This is a genomic window from Rhodococcus sp. LMD, assembly GCF_056108245.1.
Genome location: NZ_CM148557.1, coordinates 3,189,985 through 3,203,222, shown reverse-complemented (window position 1 = coordinate 3,203,222; position 13,238 = coordinate 3,189,985). Strand labels below are relative to the sequence as shown.

General features: G+C 71.6%; 14 protein-coding genes. 10 read left to right on the top strand and 4 right to left on the bottom strand.

Annotation, left to right across the window (positions count from 1 at the left end; all coding sequences use genetic code 11):
- Positions 1-75: 75 nt before the first annotated feature.
- Positions 76-411 (bottom strand): type II toxin-antitoxin system VapB family antitoxin, encoded by a 336-nt coding sequence (locus ACWPQI_RS14710; RefSeq protein WP_010594251.1) that lies wholly within the window; start codon positions 409-411, stop codon positions 76-78.
- Positions 412-560: 149 nt separating this feature from the next.
- On the opposite strand from ACWPQI_RS14710, the gene hrcA reads away from it, so the two are divergent.
- The 4 genes from hrcA to ACWPQI_RS14690 all read left to right on the top strand — a co-directional run bounded on the left by hrcA (position 561) and on the right by ACWPQI_RS14690 (position 4,404).
- Entirely contained in the window at positions 561-1,604 is a 1,044-nt protein-coding gene (hrcA, locus tag ACWPQI_RS14705; protein WP_017680320.1) for a heat-inducible transcriptional repressor HrcA, read from the top strand.
- Between the two features lie 72 nt (positions 1,605-1,676).
- A complete protein-coding gene (gene dnaJ, locus ACWPQI_RS14700) occupies positions 1,677-2,828 on the top strand; it encodes a molecular chaperone DnaJ (protein WP_010594253.1) in 1,152 nt (383 codons plus the stop codon).
- 9 nt (positions 2,829-2,837) lie between these two features.
- Positions 2,838-3,599 carry a 16S rRNA (uracil(1498)-N(3))-methyltransferase gene (locus tag ACWPQI_RS14695; RefSeq protein WP_017680321.1) on the top strand — a complete coding sequence of 254 codons (762 nt, stop codon included), beginning with the start codon at positions 2,838-2,840 and terminating at the stop codon, positions 3,597-3,599.
- A 13-nt stretch (positions 3,600-3,612) separates the two neighbouring features.
- On the top strand, positions 3,613-4,404 hold the full coding sequence (locus tag ACWPQI_RS14690; RefSeq protein ID WP_026137654.1) for an alpha/beta hydrolase family protein: 792 nt from the start codon (positions 3,613-3,615) through the stop codon (positions 4,402-4,404).
- A 4-nt stretch (positions 4,405-4,408) separates the two neighbouring features.
- On the opposite strand, the gene ACWPQI_RS14685 is transcribed toward ACWPQI_RS14690, so the two are convergent.
- A complete protein-coding gene (locus tag ACWPQI_RS14685) occupies positions 4,409-5,983 on the bottom strand; it encodes an MFS transporter (protein ID WP_010594256.1) in 1,575 nt (524 codons plus the stop codon).
- Between the two features lie 127 nt (positions 5,984-6,110).
- Between ACWPQI_RS14685 and ACWPQI_RS14680 the strand changes: the two genes are divergently transcribed.
- From ACWPQI_RS14680 to ACWPQI_RS14655, 6 genes are all read left to right on the top strand, one after another.
- A complete protein-coding gene (locus ACWPQI_RS14680) occupies positions 6,111-6,785 on the top strand; it encodes a TetR/AcrR family transcriptional regulator (RefSeq protein ID WP_048771123.1) in 675 nt (224 codons plus the stop codon).
- Positions 6,786-6,847: 62 nt separating this feature from the next.
- Positions 6,848-7,915, top strand: coding sequence for a PhoH family protein (locus ACWPQI_RS14675; protein ID WP_010594259.1), 1,068 nt, complete (start codon positions 6,848-6,850; stop codon positions 7,913-7,915).
- Positions 7,916-7,982: 67 nt separating this feature from the next.
- On the top strand, positions 7,983-8,525 hold the full coding sequence (gene ybeY / locus ACWPQI_RS14670) for an rRNA maturation RNase YbeY (RefSeq protein ID WP_003937044.1): 543 nt from the start codon (positions 7,983-7,985) through the stop codon (positions 8,523-8,525).
- A 24-nt stretch (positions 8,526-8,549) separates the two neighbouring features.
- The gene (locus ACWPQI_RS14665; RefSeq protein WP_017680325.1) at positions 8,550-9,860 is read left to right on the top strand and encodes a hemolysin family protein; all 1,311 of its coding nucleotides are present in this window, start codon (positions 8,550-8,552) and stop codon (positions 9,858-9,860) included.
- Between the two features lie 67 nt (positions 9,861-9,927).
- Complete coding sequence (gene era / locus ACWPQI_RS14660; RefSeq protein WP_010594261.1) at positions 9,928-10,845, top strand: GTPase Era; 918 nt, start codon at positions 9,928-9,930, stop codon at positions 10,843-10,845.
- 62 nt (positions 10,846-10,907) lie between these two features.
- Complete coding sequence (locus ACWPQI_RS14655; protein ID WP_010594262.1) at positions 10,908-11,213, top strand: hypothetical protein; 306 nt, start codon at positions 10,908-10,910, stop codon at positions 11,211-11,213.
- On the opposite strand, the gene ACWPQI_RS14650 is transcribed toward ACWPQI_RS14655, so the two are convergent.
- Both ACWPQI_RS14650 and ACWPQI_RS14645 read right to left on the bottom strand, forming a co-directional pair.
- Positions 11,180-11,812 carry a TetR/AcrR family transcriptional regulator gene (locus ACWPQI_RS14650; RefSeq protein WP_017680326.1) on the bottom strand — a complete coding sequence of 211 codons (633 nt, stop codon included), beginning with the start codon at positions 11,810-11,812 and terminating at the stop codon, positions 11,180-11,182. The two genes, ACWPQI_RS14655 and ACWPQI_RS14650, sit on opposite strands and share 34 nt — an antisense overlap.
- Complete coding sequence (locus ACWPQI_RS14645) at positions 11,803-13,221, bottom strand: amidase (RefSeq protein WP_017680327.1); 1,419 nt, start codon at positions 13,219-13,221, stop codon at positions 11,803-11,805. The genes ACWPQI_RS14650 and ACWPQI_RS14645 overlap by 10 nt, the downstream gene beginning before the upstream one ends.
- Positions 13,222-13,238: the final 17 nt, after the last annotated feature.

The following is a 13,238-nucleotide window of genomic DNA, read 5'->3' as shown; positions in this document are numbered from 1 at the left end:
GGCTCGAGCTGCACGGCGGCGGGCCGGCTCGACCGCCCGGCGGCGTGACACCATGCCCGCGCGGCAGTGCGACGTCTACGACTCGGCGGCGTCGGTGTCCGCCGTGTGCGGGAACAGGACGTCGTAGTCGAACACCCGCGCGTGCAGGACGGTGCGGTTGCGCAGCGCCGAGCGGACGGCGCGGTGCAGGCCGTCCTCGAGGTACAGCACGCCCTTCCACTGGACGGCGTGGGGGAAGAGGTCGCCGTAGAAGGTGGAGTCCTCGGACAGCAGCCGGTCGAGTTCGAGCACCTTCGTGGTGGTGACGATCTGGTCCAGCCGCACCTGCCGGGGAGGGATCTGCGCCCAGTCGCGCAGCGAGAGCCCGTGGTCGGGATACGGCTTGCCGTCCCGGACGCCCTTGAAGATCATGGCACCAACTTACGACGCATCGTCGGCGGGCGCCGTGCCGCTCGCCACCCCGGCCCGGCGACTAAACTGGAGCGAAACGGCACGCAGTGCACCGTCCTGCGGTGATGCGTGCCGTTCCGGGTGCGACTGCAGAGACGGAGGTGGGCGGGGTGTCGAGCACCGAGGAACGACGCTTCGAGGTGTTGCGAGCGATCGTGGCCGATTACGTGTCCACCAAGGAACCGATCGGTTCGAAGACCCTCGTCGAACGCCACAACCTGGGTGTGTCCAGCGCGACGGTCCGCAACGACATGGCCGTGCTCGAGGCCGAGGGCTACATCACCCAGCCGCACACCAGCTCGGGCCGGGTTCCCACCGACAAGGGTTACCGCCAGTTCGTCGACCGGATCGCCGACGTCAAGCCCCTCTCGGGAGCCGAACGCCGCGCGATCCTGCAGTTCCTCGAGTCGGGCGTGGACCTCGACGACGTGCTGCGCCGCGGCGTCCGGTTGCTGGCGCAGCTGACCCGGCAGGTCGCGGTGGTGCAGTACCCCACGCTGTCGGCGTCCTCGGTCCGCCATCTCGAGGTCGTTGCGCTGACTCCTGCGCGATTGCTGCTGGTGCTCATCACCGACTCCGGCCGGGTGGACCAGCGCATCGTCGAGCTCGGTGACGTTCTCGGCGAGGAGGACCTGGCGCGGTTGCGGGATCTGCTCGGGGCGGCGCTGACCGGTAAGCGGCTCGCCGCGGCATCGATCGCGGTCAGCGAGCTCGCCGGGGACGCGCCCGACGGACTGCGCGATGCGGTCATCCGGTGCGCGACCGTGCTGGTGGAAACCCTCGTCGAACATCCCGAGGAACGGCTCGTGCTCGGCGGCACGGCGAACCTGACACGCAACGCCGCCGACTTCGACGCGCATGCGGGCTTCCCCGGCTCGTTGCGTACCGTGCTCGAGGCGCTCGAGGAGCAGGTGGTGGTTCTCAAGCTCCTGGCGGCGACCCAGGACGCCGGGCGGGTGACGGTGCGGATCGGCGAGGAGACCCAGGTCGAGCAGATGCGCGGCACGTCCGTGGTGTCCACCGGGTACGGTGCCGCGGGCACCGTCTTCGGTGGCCTCGGTGTGCTCGGCCCCACCCGGATGGACTATCCGGGGACGATTGCGTCGGTGGCTGCGGTCGCCCGCTACATCGGTGAGGTGCTCGGCGAACGCTGAGCGCCGGTCGGCGCCGACGGACCATCCGACGACACAACTAGCTGTGCGAATAGAGAAGGACGAAGAACTCACGTGGCACGGGACTACTACGGGACGCTCGGCGTGTCGAAGAACGCGACCGATCAGGAGATCAAGCGGGCGTACCGCAAGCTTGCGCGCGAGCACCACCCGGATGTGAACCCGGACGAGGCGGCGCAGAAGAGGTTCCAGGAGATCTCCACGGCGTACGAGGTGCTCTCCGACCCGGAGAAGCGGCGCATCGTCGATCTCGGCGGGGATCCGCTCGAAACCGGCCCGGGGGCGGCGGGCGGGGGCTTCTCGGGAGCCGGCTTCGGTGGTCTCGGCGACGTGTTCGAGGCGTTCTTCGGCGGCGGGGCGACAACGTCCCGCGGACCCCGGGGCCGCGTCCAGCCCGGCGCGGACTCGCTGCTGCGCACCCGGCTGACACTCGAGGAGTGCGCCACCGGTGTCACCAAGCAGATCGCCGTGGAGACCGCGATCCTGTGCGACGGGTGTGCCGGGTCCGGTACCCACGGCGACTCCAAGGCCGTACGGTGCGAGACGTGTGGCGGCGCCGGTGAGGTGCAGTCGGTGCAGCGCTCGTTCCTGGGTCAGGTCATGACGTCGCGCCCGTGCCCGACGTGTCGCGGCGCCGGGGAGACGATCCCGGACCCGTGCCGCAAGTGCGGCGGCGACGGCCGGGTGCGGGCCCGCCGTGAGATCACGGTCAAGGTGCCGGCCGGTGTCAGCAACGGCATGCGTATCCGGCTGGCGGCGCAGGGCGAGGTCGGCCCCGGCGGCGGCCCCGCCGGCGACCTGTACGTCGAGATCATCGAGCAGGCGCACGACGTGTTCGTGCGCGACGGCGACGACCTGCACTGCACGATCCGGGTCCCGATGGTCGACGCGGCACTCGGTACCACCGTCGTGCTCGACACCCTCGTCGACGGGCCCGCCGAGATCACCGTCGATCCCGGTACTCAGCCCGGGTCGGTGGTGGTGCTCCGCGGCCACGGCATGCCCAAACTGCGTTCCGGGGTGCGCGGGGACGTGCACGCCCACCTCGAGGTCGTCGTCCCGGCGAAGCTCGACGGCAAGCAGGTCAAGCTGCTCGAGGAGTTCCGGCGCAAGCGCGAGCACGAGGTGCCCGAGGTCGTCACCACCGGCTCGCAGCACGCCGGGGGCTTCTTCTCCCGGCTGCGCGACGCGTTCAGCGCGCGCTGAGGCCGCGCGGTGGCCGCTACCCTGTTCTACCTCGATCCGCTGCCCGAGGCGGGAGCGGTCGCGGTCCTCGACGGCAAGGAGGGTCGCCACGCGGCGACCGTGCGGCGCATCGCGGTGGGCGAGCGTCTCGTCCTGTCGGACGGGCGCGGCCACCTCGCCGACGTGGAGGTGACGGCCACCGCGAAGGACCGGCTCGAGGCCCGCGTCCTGGCGCGTCGGGAGGTTCCCGCACCGCGCCCCCGGGTCACCGTGGTGCAGGCATTGCCGAAATCCGATCGTTCCGAACTGGCGGTGGAACTGGCGACGGAGGCGGGCGCGGACGCGTTCGTGCCGTGGCAGGCTGCGCGGTGCGTCGCCCGGTGGGACGGACCGAAGGCCGCCAAGGGCGTCGGGCGATGGCAGGCCGTCGCGGTGGCGGCCGCGAAACAGTCCCGGCGTCCGCACGTGCCCGAGGTCGCGCCGGTCCATCGGACCGCGGACGTCGCCGAGGCCGTGCGCGCGACGGTCGCTCGCGGGGGCGTCGCGGCGGTCCTGCACGAGTCCGCGACCGACCCCTTCGGTTCGCTGCCCCTGGCCGCTGCCGCCGAACTGCTGCTCGTGGTCGGGCCGGAGGGCGGCGTCGACGACGCCGAGCTCGCGGCGCTGACGACGGCGGGAGCGCGGCCGGTGCTGCTCGGGCCGACGGTACTGCGAACGTCCACGGCTGCGGCGGTCGCGCTGGGCGCGGTGGGTGTGCTGACCCCGCGTTGGGATGCGCGACCGCTCCACTGACACACTCGAGAACATGTCCCGAGTGCGCATCGCCTACGGTCCGCAGCCGCAGCAGTTCGGCCACCTGTACCTGCCGGACGCCACGGATCCGGGCGTGCCCGTACCGGTGGTGATGGTCGTCCACGGCGGATTCTGGAGCGGCGAGTACCACCTCACCCTCGGTACGCCACTCTCGCTCGAACTTGCCGCGCACGGCGTGGCCGCCTGGAACGTCGAGTACCGGCGGATCGGTGCGGGCGGGCGGTGGCCGGAGATGTCCGCCGACATCGTCGCCGCCCTCGACGCCGTCGCTACCGCGGTGGCCGAGCGGGCCCGGGCCGGGGGCGTCGCACTGGATCCGGACCGGGTGCGGGTGGTCGGGCACTCGGCCGGTGGTCAGCTCGCCGTGTGGCTCGCGGGCCAGCGAACGCAGGTGCGTCCCGAACTCGTCGTCGCCCAGGCGGGTGCGCTCGACCTCGCGTCCGCGGGCGAACGTGGCCGCCGGGTGGGCTACATCGAGGATCTGTTCGGTCAGCCCTACGAGGCGGACCCGCAGTTGTACCGGTCGGCGTCGCCCCGGCACCGGGTGCCGATCGGGGTGCCGGTCGCGCTCGTGCACGGCACCGAGGACGCACAGGTGCCGGTGAGGGTCGCCGAGCGCTATGCCGAGGCGGCGGCCGCCGCGGGTGATCCGGTGGCACTGCACGTCGTCGACGGTGAGGATCACTTTGCGTTCCTCGACAAGCGGACGCGCAGCTGGGCGCTGTCGCGCGAGCTGCTGCTCGCCCCGGAGCCGATCGGTTCGCGGGTGCGTCGGGAGGGCTGACGGTTCAGCGGCGCGGGGGCAGGACCGCGGTGACGACGACGGCGCCGACGGCCAGGGCGACGCCGCCGACGAGGCTTGCCGACGTGATCGCCTCCGAGAACGCGTCGGCCGACGCGTCGAGAAGCGGTCGGGCGTAAGAGGAGGCGAACGGGTTCTTCGCCAGCTCCTCGGCGACGAGGGCAGCGCCGCCCACGGAATCGCCCGCGGCGGCGACGGCCGTGTCGGCCTGCGCGGCCGTCGGCCCGTCGAGGTTCGCGAGCGGTAGTCCGGTGAGGAACGCGGAGATCTCACGCTGGTACGTGGTGGCCAGGACCGAGCCCAGCACGGCGATGCCGAGGGATCCGCCGAGTTCGACGGCGGTGTCGTTGAGGCCGCCCGCGGCGCCGAGTTCGGGCTCGGGGAATCCGCTCATCACGAGGTCGGTGGCCGGCGGAGCGGCCAGCCCGATGCCGAGGCCGAGGAGAACGAGCGCGACGAGGAAGATCGTGTATCCGGAACCGGCGTCGAGGAGGGTCAGAGTGAGGACTCCGGCGGCGGCGACCGCCGTGCCGGCACCGATCGCGACGCGCGCGCCGAGACGCGGCGCCAGCCGGCCGCTCACGGCCGATCCGACCGAGACCGCGGCGGCCAGTGGAAGCAGGCGCAGGCCGGTCTCGAGCGGACTGTAGCCGAACACGAACTGGAACTGCTGCGCCACGAAGTAGATCGCCCCGAACGACGTGAGGAAGAGCAGCAGCACGGACAGGCACGCACCTGCGACGGACCGGTCGGCGACGCGCCCGAGGGCCAGCAGCGGCTGCGGGTGCCGCAGCTCCCAGGCGACGAAGCCGCCGCCGGCGAGGAGGGCGACCGTCAGCGCGCCGAGCGCCGTTGCGTGCCAACCGAAGTGGAAACCCTCGATGATGCCGGCGACGAGCGCGCCGACGGCGGCTACGGACAGGGCGCCGCCGACCCAGTCGATGCGGGTGACGTGCTCGGCCCGCGAGGGCGGCACCAGTGCGAGCGCCCCGACCGCGGCGAATGCCGCGATCGGCACGTTGACGAGGAACGTCGAGCCCCACGCGTGCTGTTCGAGCAGCCACCCCGCGAGCAGGGGCCCGAGCGCGATCGCCAGTCCGGACGTCGCGGCCCACGCGGCGATTGCGCGGGGTCGTTCCGCGGCGGGGAACATGGCGACGAGCAGGGACAGGGTTGCGGGCATGATCACCGCGGCGCCGACGCCCATCGTGATGCGGGCGCCGATCACTTCGGCCGCGGTGCCGGCGAGGCTGCCGAACACGGCGCCCCCGGCGAAGACGGCGAGGCCGGTGAGGAGGGCGCGCCGGCGGCCGTAACGGTCGCCGAGGACGCCCGCGAGCAGCATCAGCGCGGCGTAGGGCACGGTGTAGCCGTCGATGACCCACTGCAGGTCGGTGCTGGTCAGCTGCAGTTCGCGCAGCATGCTCGGCGCCGCGACGATGAGTGCGGTGTTGGCCATCACGACGATCAGCAGGCTCAGGCAGAGCACCGCGAGGCCGGCCCACCGGCGCGGATACGGGCGGGTGGGATCCGTGGCCGGACGGACCAGGCTCGAGGTCATCGGCGCTCCTCACGACATGCCGGTGCGGCGGCAATTTGCACATCCATGTGCAAGTTAGAAAGTTGCACACCTGTGTGCAAGTAAAGTTGACGGACGTCACACTCTCCGGTGGAAGAAGGTGTTCAGCGTGGCCGAACCGGGCCGGGAGCCGCGGCGGCGGACGAGCCGGAACCGAGCCCGGATCCTCGAGGCGGCGATGGGGTGTTTCGCGGCCGACCCGGACGCCAGCATGGACGACGTCGCCCAGGCTGCCGGCGTGGTGCGCCGCACCGTCTACGCCCACTTCCCGAGCCGCGAGGCGCTCGTCGACGGCATCGCGGAAGAGGCGGCCGCCGCGCTCGCGGCGGCGGTCGACCGGCCGGATCCCGAGGAACCCGACCTGGCGCTCGCCGTCGCCGCCCTCATGACCTGGCCCGTCGGAGACCGCTTCCGCGTGCTGTTGTCCTTCGCGCGCAAGGAGGTCGGCGACGAGCGCATCGGTGAGCTCATCGCCCCGCTGCGCACCCGCACCCTCGCGATCGTGGAGCGGGGCCGCCGGTCGGGGGTGTTCTCCGCGTACCTGCCGCCCGTCGTCCTCGTCGGGATGCTCGAGGGGCTCACGATGGCCACCCTCGAGCAGGCCAACCGCGGCATGGTGCACGACGCGGGTGAGTCGGTCGCCCTGGCCGCCCTCGTCCTGATGGGGGTTCCACCGGAGCGTGCCGTCGCCGTCGTCCAGCGGGCCCGGCGAACGCCGTGGGATCAGCACCGGGCACCCGCGCCGGGCGGCAATGCGGTGGGGCGCGGAGACACCCGGCGCTAGACTGACATCGTCACGACACCCGTCGTGCGCCAGCCGACCCGAAAGCAGGCCGTACCGTCCACGTGAGTGAACCAGACGACACCCGAGACACCGGGAACGCCGAACGGACCACCGTCCGTTCCAACTTGGACCTGCCTCCCGAAGCTGCGGCACCGCTGCTCGGCTCGGCCGACGAGAATCTCATCGCCCTCGAACGGGCACTCGGCGCGGACATCCACGTACGCGGCAACTCCGTCACCCTCACCGGCGCGCCCGCGGACGTCGCGCTCGCGGAACGGGTGCTCGGGCAACTCGTCACCCTCGTCGGACGCGGGCAGCCGGTGACCCCGGACGCGGTGCGCCGCACCGTGGGCATGCTCACGCAGGGCCTGTCCGACGCGCCGGCCGACGTCCTCAGCCTCGACATCCTGTCCCGGCGCGGCAAGACCATCCGGCCCAAGACCCTCAACCAGAAGCGTTACGTCGACGCCATCGACACCAACACGATCGTGTTCGGCATCGGGCCCGCCGGCACCGGCAAGACGTACCTCGCCATGGCCAAGGCCGTGCAGGCGCTGCAGTCGAAGCAGGTCACCCGCATCATCCTCACGCGTCCCGCCGTCGAGGCGGGGGAGCGCCTCGGCTTCCTGCCCGGCACGCTGCACGAGAAGATCGACCCGTACCTGCGCCCGCTGCACGACGCGCTGCACGACATGATGGATCCGGAAGCCATCCCGAAGCTGATGCAGGCCGGAGTCATCGAAGTCGCACCGCTGGCGTACATGCGCGGACGCACCCTCAACGACGCGTTCATCATCCTCGACGAGGCCCAGAACACGACCGCCGAACAGATGAAGATGTTCCTGACCCGGCTCGGCTTCGGGTCGAAGATCGTCGTCACCGGCGACACCACACAGGTGGACCTGCCCGGAGGCGCCCGCTCCGGGCTGGCCGCCGCCGCCGAGATCCTCGACGGCATCGACGGCATCCACTTCGCGGTCCTCGACAGCAGCGACGTGGTGCGTCACCGGCTCGTCTCCGACATCGTCGACGCCTACGAGCGATTCGAGGCCGATCGGCCGGCCGGCGTCGCGATGGGCAACCGCGCCCAGCGGCGGGCAGCGGCCCAGAACCGGGTGCCGCGCCGGTGACCGCGACCGAGGGCCCCTCCCGCCTCGCACCCGCCGTGTCCGCAGCTGCCCAGAAGGAACTCCACAGATGAGCATCGAGATCTCGAACGAATCGGGGATGGACGTCGCCGAGGAGGACCTGATCGACATCGCACGGTTCGTCATCGCCCGGATGGACGTGCACCCCGCCGCAGAACTGTCGATGGTGCTCGTCGACTCCGGCACCATGGCCGATCTGCACATGCGCTGGATGGACCTGCCCGGCCCCACCGATGTGATGTCCTTTCCCATGGACGAGCTCGAACCCGGCGGCCGCCCCGACGCTCCCGAGCCCGGCCCCTCGATGCTCGGCGACATCGTGCTGTGTCCGTCCTTCGCTGCGGAACAGGCCGACAAGGCCGGCCATTCACTCGCGCACGAACTCGCGGTGCTCACCGTCCACGGCGTTCTGCACCTGCTCGGCTACGACCACGCCGAACCCGACGAGGAGAAGGAGATGTTCGGTCTGCAGAATCAGCTCCTCGAGGAGTGGTACGAGGAACTGCGGCGCGCGGAGCACGAGGCCCGGCTCGCCGCCCGCGACCAGCAGCTCCTCGGCAAGGCCGGGTTCTTCGACCCGACCGAGCGGTAGCGGCGTCGTGATCGGAGCACCGGCATGAGTGCCCCAGCGCTCGTCGTCGCCGCCGTCGTGCTGGTGGCGCTCGGCGGATTGTTCGCGGCGGTCGACTCGGCGCTGAACACGGTCTCCCCGGCCCGGGTGGAGGAACTGGCGAAGGGGGAACGGCCCAGCGCGCAGAAGCTGCTGGTGATCCTCGGAGACCGCCCCCGGTACGTCAACCTGATGGTGCTGCTCCGCATTCTGTGCGAGATCACCGCGACGGTCGTGCTGGTGGCGGCGCTGCTCGACCGGATGGACCACACCTGGGCGCTGGTCACCGCTGCCGTGGTCATGGTGCTCGTGGACTACATGGTGATCGGCGTGGGTCCGCGCACCCTCGGCCGCCAGCACGCGTATTCCATTGCCCTGGGCGCAACGGTGCCGCTGCGCGTGATCGGTGTGCTGCTCGGCCCGCTGAGCAGGCTGCTGATCCTGATCGGCAATGCGATCACGCCCGGCCGCGGATTCCGGAACGGGCCGTTCGCCAACGAGATCGAGCTGCGCGAGCTGGTGGACATGGCTCAGGAGCGTGGCGTCGTCGCGGCCGAGGAACGGCGGATGATCCAGTCGGTGTTCGACTTCGGTGACACCACGGCGCGCGAGGTGATGGTGCCGCGTCCCGAGATGGTGTGGATCGAGGCGGACAAGACCGCCGGCCAGGCCACCTCGCTCGCGGTGCGCAGCGGGCACTCCCGCATCCCCGTGGTCGGCGAGAACGTCGACGACATCCGCGGCGTCGTGTACCTGAAGGATCTGGTGCAGCAGACCTACTATTCACGCGACGGCGGCCGGAGCGTGACCGTGGCCGAGGTGATGCGGCCGGCGGTGTTCGTCCCCGATTCCAAGCGTCTCGACGATCTGCTGGCCGACATGCAGCGCGACCGCAATCACATGGCGCTGCTCGTCGACGAGTACGGCGGCATCGCCGGTCTCGTCACCATCGAGGACATCATCGAGGAAATCGTCGGCGAGATCGCCGACGAGTACGACACCGCAGAGATCGCCCCCGTCGAGGATCTCGGCGACGGCACCTTCCGGGTCTCCGCTCGATTGCCCGTCGAGGACCTCGGTGACCTGTTCGACGTCGCGCTCGACGATCTCGAGGTCGACACCGCCGGTGGACTGCTCGGATTCGTGCTCGGCCGGGTACCGTTGCCGGGCTCCGAGGTGGAGATCCACGGTTTGCGGCTGCGCGGCGAGGGCGGCCGCGACGCCCGCGGCCGGGTCCGCATCAACACCGTGTACGTGCAACGGGTTCCCGCGACCGAGGAGGCCGCCGCGGTCGCCGAGGAGCCGGTCGACGGGTGACCTCGTCGCCGAGGCCCCACACCCCGTGCCGACCCGTTCGGCGGCACCACAGACGAGGAGTTCTGCATTGACCGATCCCGACTTCCGTTCCGGCTTCGTGTGTTTCGTCGGCCGCCCCAACACCGGCAAGTCGACGCTGACGAATGCGCTCGTGGGCAGCAAGATTGCGATCACCTCGTCGCGTCCGCAGACCACCCGGCACACCATCCGGGGCATCGTCCACCGGGAACACGCACAGATCATCCTCGTCGACACCCCCGGCCTGCATCGGCCGCGGACCCTGCTCGGGCAGCGGCTCAACGACCTGGTGCGCGACACCTATTCGGAGGTCGACGCGGTCTGCGTGTGCATTCCCGCGGACGAGAAGATCGGCCCCGGTGACCGCTGGATCGTCGAACAGGTGCGGCAGGTTGCCCCGCGCACGAAGCTGATCGGCATCGTCACGAAGATCGACAAGGTGAGCAAGGAACGACTCGCACCGCAGCTGCTCGCGGTGTCCGAGCTGCTGGGACCCGACGTGGACGTCGTTCCCGTGTCCGCCACCTCGGGGGAACAGCTCGAGGTCCTCGTCGACGTTCTCGCCTCGCACATGGAACCCGGCCCGGCGTTCTACCCCGACGGGGAGCTGACGGACGAGCCCGAGGAGACGCTCATGGCCGAGCTGATCCGCGAGGCTGCGCTCGAGGGGCTCGGCGACGAGCTGCCCCATTCGCTCGCGGTCGTGATCGAGGAGATCTCCGAGCGGGAGGGTCGAACCGAGAAGCAGGGCGAACTGCTCGACGTGCACGCGCTGCTGTACGTGGAGCGGCCGAGCCAGAAGGGCATCGTCATCGGCAAGGGCGGTGCGCGCCTGCGCGAGGTGGGTACCGCCGCCCGGTCGCAGATCGAGAAGCTGCTCGGTGTGAAGATCTACCTCGATCTGCACGTCAAGGTCGCCAAGGACTGGCAGCGAGATCCGAAGCAGCTCGGCCGCCTCGGCTTCTGATCTACGGTGGTCCCCGGGGTCTCGGGGACACGCCCCGGCCCGCGAACACGGAAGAGGCAGCCGTGAACGGTGATTCGGCGAGCGGTGTGCGGGCGGTGGTGACGCGGAATCGCGCCGCGGTCGGCGTCGTTCTCGCGGCACTGTGTCTCGGGCTCGCCGTGCTCTGGGTGTTCGTGGTGCCGGCGAAGGCCGGCGCCACGACCGGGGTGCAGGAAGCGGCGATCCGCTACGGCCACCCGGTGTGCTGGGCGCTGCTGGCGACGGCCTCCGTCCTGTTCGCGGTGCGCGCCCCGCGCCGGTCGGTCGACGTCGTCGTGCGGAGCGCCCTCGCGGCCTACGTGGTCTTCGTCGTCGCCACCGTGGTGTGATCGGTGGCCGCGTCGTCTCCGGCGGTGTCCGCGGACACCGCACTGCGGACCAGGTGCAGGACGGAGGTCGCGATGTCCACCGCGCCGCCGGTGGCGAGGCGCCGCAGCTGCAGGCCCGTGATCGTGGCAACCAGCGTCGGCGCGATCGATTCCGCTCGGGGAACGCCGAGTTCGGTGAGAATGGTGGCGGTCAGTGCATCGTAGGCGGACCAGCACTGTGCCGCGGCGTCCCGCAGCTGGGCATCCCTGCCCGCCTGGATGTAGAGCTCGAACGGGGCGATCCGCTCGGCCGAGAACGACAGGTCCTCGGCCACCTGCTCGGTGAGTGCTGCGGCGTCGACCAGGCTCGGATCCCGGCTCCGGTACTCCTGCGCGAGCTCGCGCAGTCGTGTGGTCTCGTCGGCGACGAACGTCGTGAGCGCCGAGCGCAGCAGATCGGACTGGGTGGGGAAGTGGTAGGTGATCGACCCGAGCGAGACCCCCGCCCGGGCGGCGATGCGGCGGTTGGTGACCGCGGCGATGCCGTCCGTGCCGATCAGGTGCAGGGTCGCCGCGACGATTCTGCCGCGGACATCCGTGCCCATCGCGCTCACCACCATCGCCGCGGCGTGTGACGATCCCAGCGCAGTTCCGACTCGAGCTGGGAGGCGAGGGAGATCAGCACAGGCTCCGCGTTCTCGTGCCCCATGAGCTGGGCGCCGATCGGCAGGCCCGATCCGGTGAATCCCGCCGGGATGTTCACGCTGGGCCAGCCCAGGACGTTCCATGGCCAGGTGTAGGGGCAGGCGGCGGTGATCACCTTGTCGGTGGCCCAGCCGCCGAGTCCGTCCATCGCATCCACCGCCGGGGGCGGGGTCGCCGTGGTGGGGGCGAGGATCACGTCGAACCGGTCGAAGATCGCGCCGATGCGCCGGCGGATGCGCGGTTCGGCGGCCCGGGCGGCACGGAGCGCGCGGCCGCGGAGCACCCGGCCGGTGCGCGCGTTCGCCCGGGTCCGGGGGTCGGCCAGGGCGGGGTCCGGCAGGCGTCGCACCCAGTCGTCGATCCCCGCCATCGACCGGGGCAGAAAGTTCAGGCCCAGCAGTGGGCCGTAGGCGGGGTCGGCGAGGGTGACCTCGTGACCCAGGGCGCGCAGGGCACCGGCCAGGGAGTCCACCCCCGCGCGGATCTCGCCGTGCAGCCGGGTGCGGGTAGCGGTGTACGGCAGGGCGAACGAGAGCGCGACGCGGAGCCGGCCCGGGTCGCGGCCCACGGCGTCGGACACCGTGACGGCCTCGGCTTCGTGCAGGTCGCCGACGTGGCCGCCTGCGACCGCGTCGAGCAGCAGTGCGGCGTCGGCGACCGTGCGCGCGAGGGGGCCGTGCGTGGTCAGGCCGTAGAACGCCTCGGGATCGGGCCACATCGAGATCCGCCCGCGCTGCGGCTTGATACCCACGAGGTTGGTCCAGGCGGCCGGTATGCGGACCGATCCGGCGCCGTCCGAGCCGAGGGCCGCGGACACCATCCCCGCTGCCACCGCCGCGGCACTGCCCCCCGACGACCCGCCGGGGGTGTGGTCGCGGTGCCACGGGTTGCGGGTGTGACCGAACGCGCTGCCGCCGGTGAACGGCCACTGGCCCAGTTCGGGGGTGTTCGTCTTGCCGACGATCACCGCACCGGCGGCCCGCAGTCGCCGCACCACCTCGGCGTCCTGCTCGCGGACGGTGAACTCGCCGGCGCATCCGAACGCGGTGACCTCCTGTGCGATGTCCGTGTCGTCCTTCACCGCGACCGGCACGCCGAGCAAGGGGAGGCGGACCCCGGCGGCGAGACGCCGGTCGGCCTGTTCGGCCTCCGCGAGGGCCCGCTCCCGCCGGACGCTCCGGAAGGCGTTGAGGGCGGGATCGGCGGCCGCGATGCGGTCCAGGGCGGCCCGCGTCGCGGCGACGGACGTGATGGCGCCCGCGGCGAGGGCGGCGGCCTCGGCGGCGAGGCCCGGCGCGCGGGTGTCGGCGCGGGGTGCGGTCATACGGCGGCGTCCTCCTG

Coding starts and splice junctions, on each gene's coding strand:
- ybeY (WP_003937044.1), top strand. CDS start 7,983: ATGAGCATCGAGATCTCGAACGAATCGGGGATGGACGTCGCCGAGGAG.
- ACWPQI_RS14650 (WP_017680326.1), bottom strand. CDS start 11,812: ATGGTGGTGAGCGCGATGGGCACGGATGTCCGCGGCAGAATCGTCGCG.
- ACWPQI_RS14665 (WP_017680325.1), top strand. CDS start 8,550: ATGAGTGCCCCAGCGCTCGTCGTCGCCGCCGTCGTGCTGGTGGCGCTC.
- ACWPQI_RS14710 (WP_010594251.1), bottom strand. CDS start 411: ATGATCTTCAAGGGCGTCCGGGACGGCAAGCCGTATCCCGACCACGGG.
- ACWPQI_RS14690 (WP_026137654.1), top strand. CDS start 3,613: ATGTCCCGAGTGCGCATCGCCTACGGTCCGCAGCCGCAGCAGTTCGGC.
- ACWPQI_RS14645 (WP_017680327.1), bottom strand. CDS start 13,221: ATGACCGCACCCCGCGCCGACACCCGCGCGCCGGGCCTCGCCGCCGAG.
- ACWPQI_RS14685 (WP_010594256.1), bottom strand. CDS start 5,983: ATGACCTCGAGCCTGGTCCGTCCGGCCACGGATCCCACCCGCCCGTAT.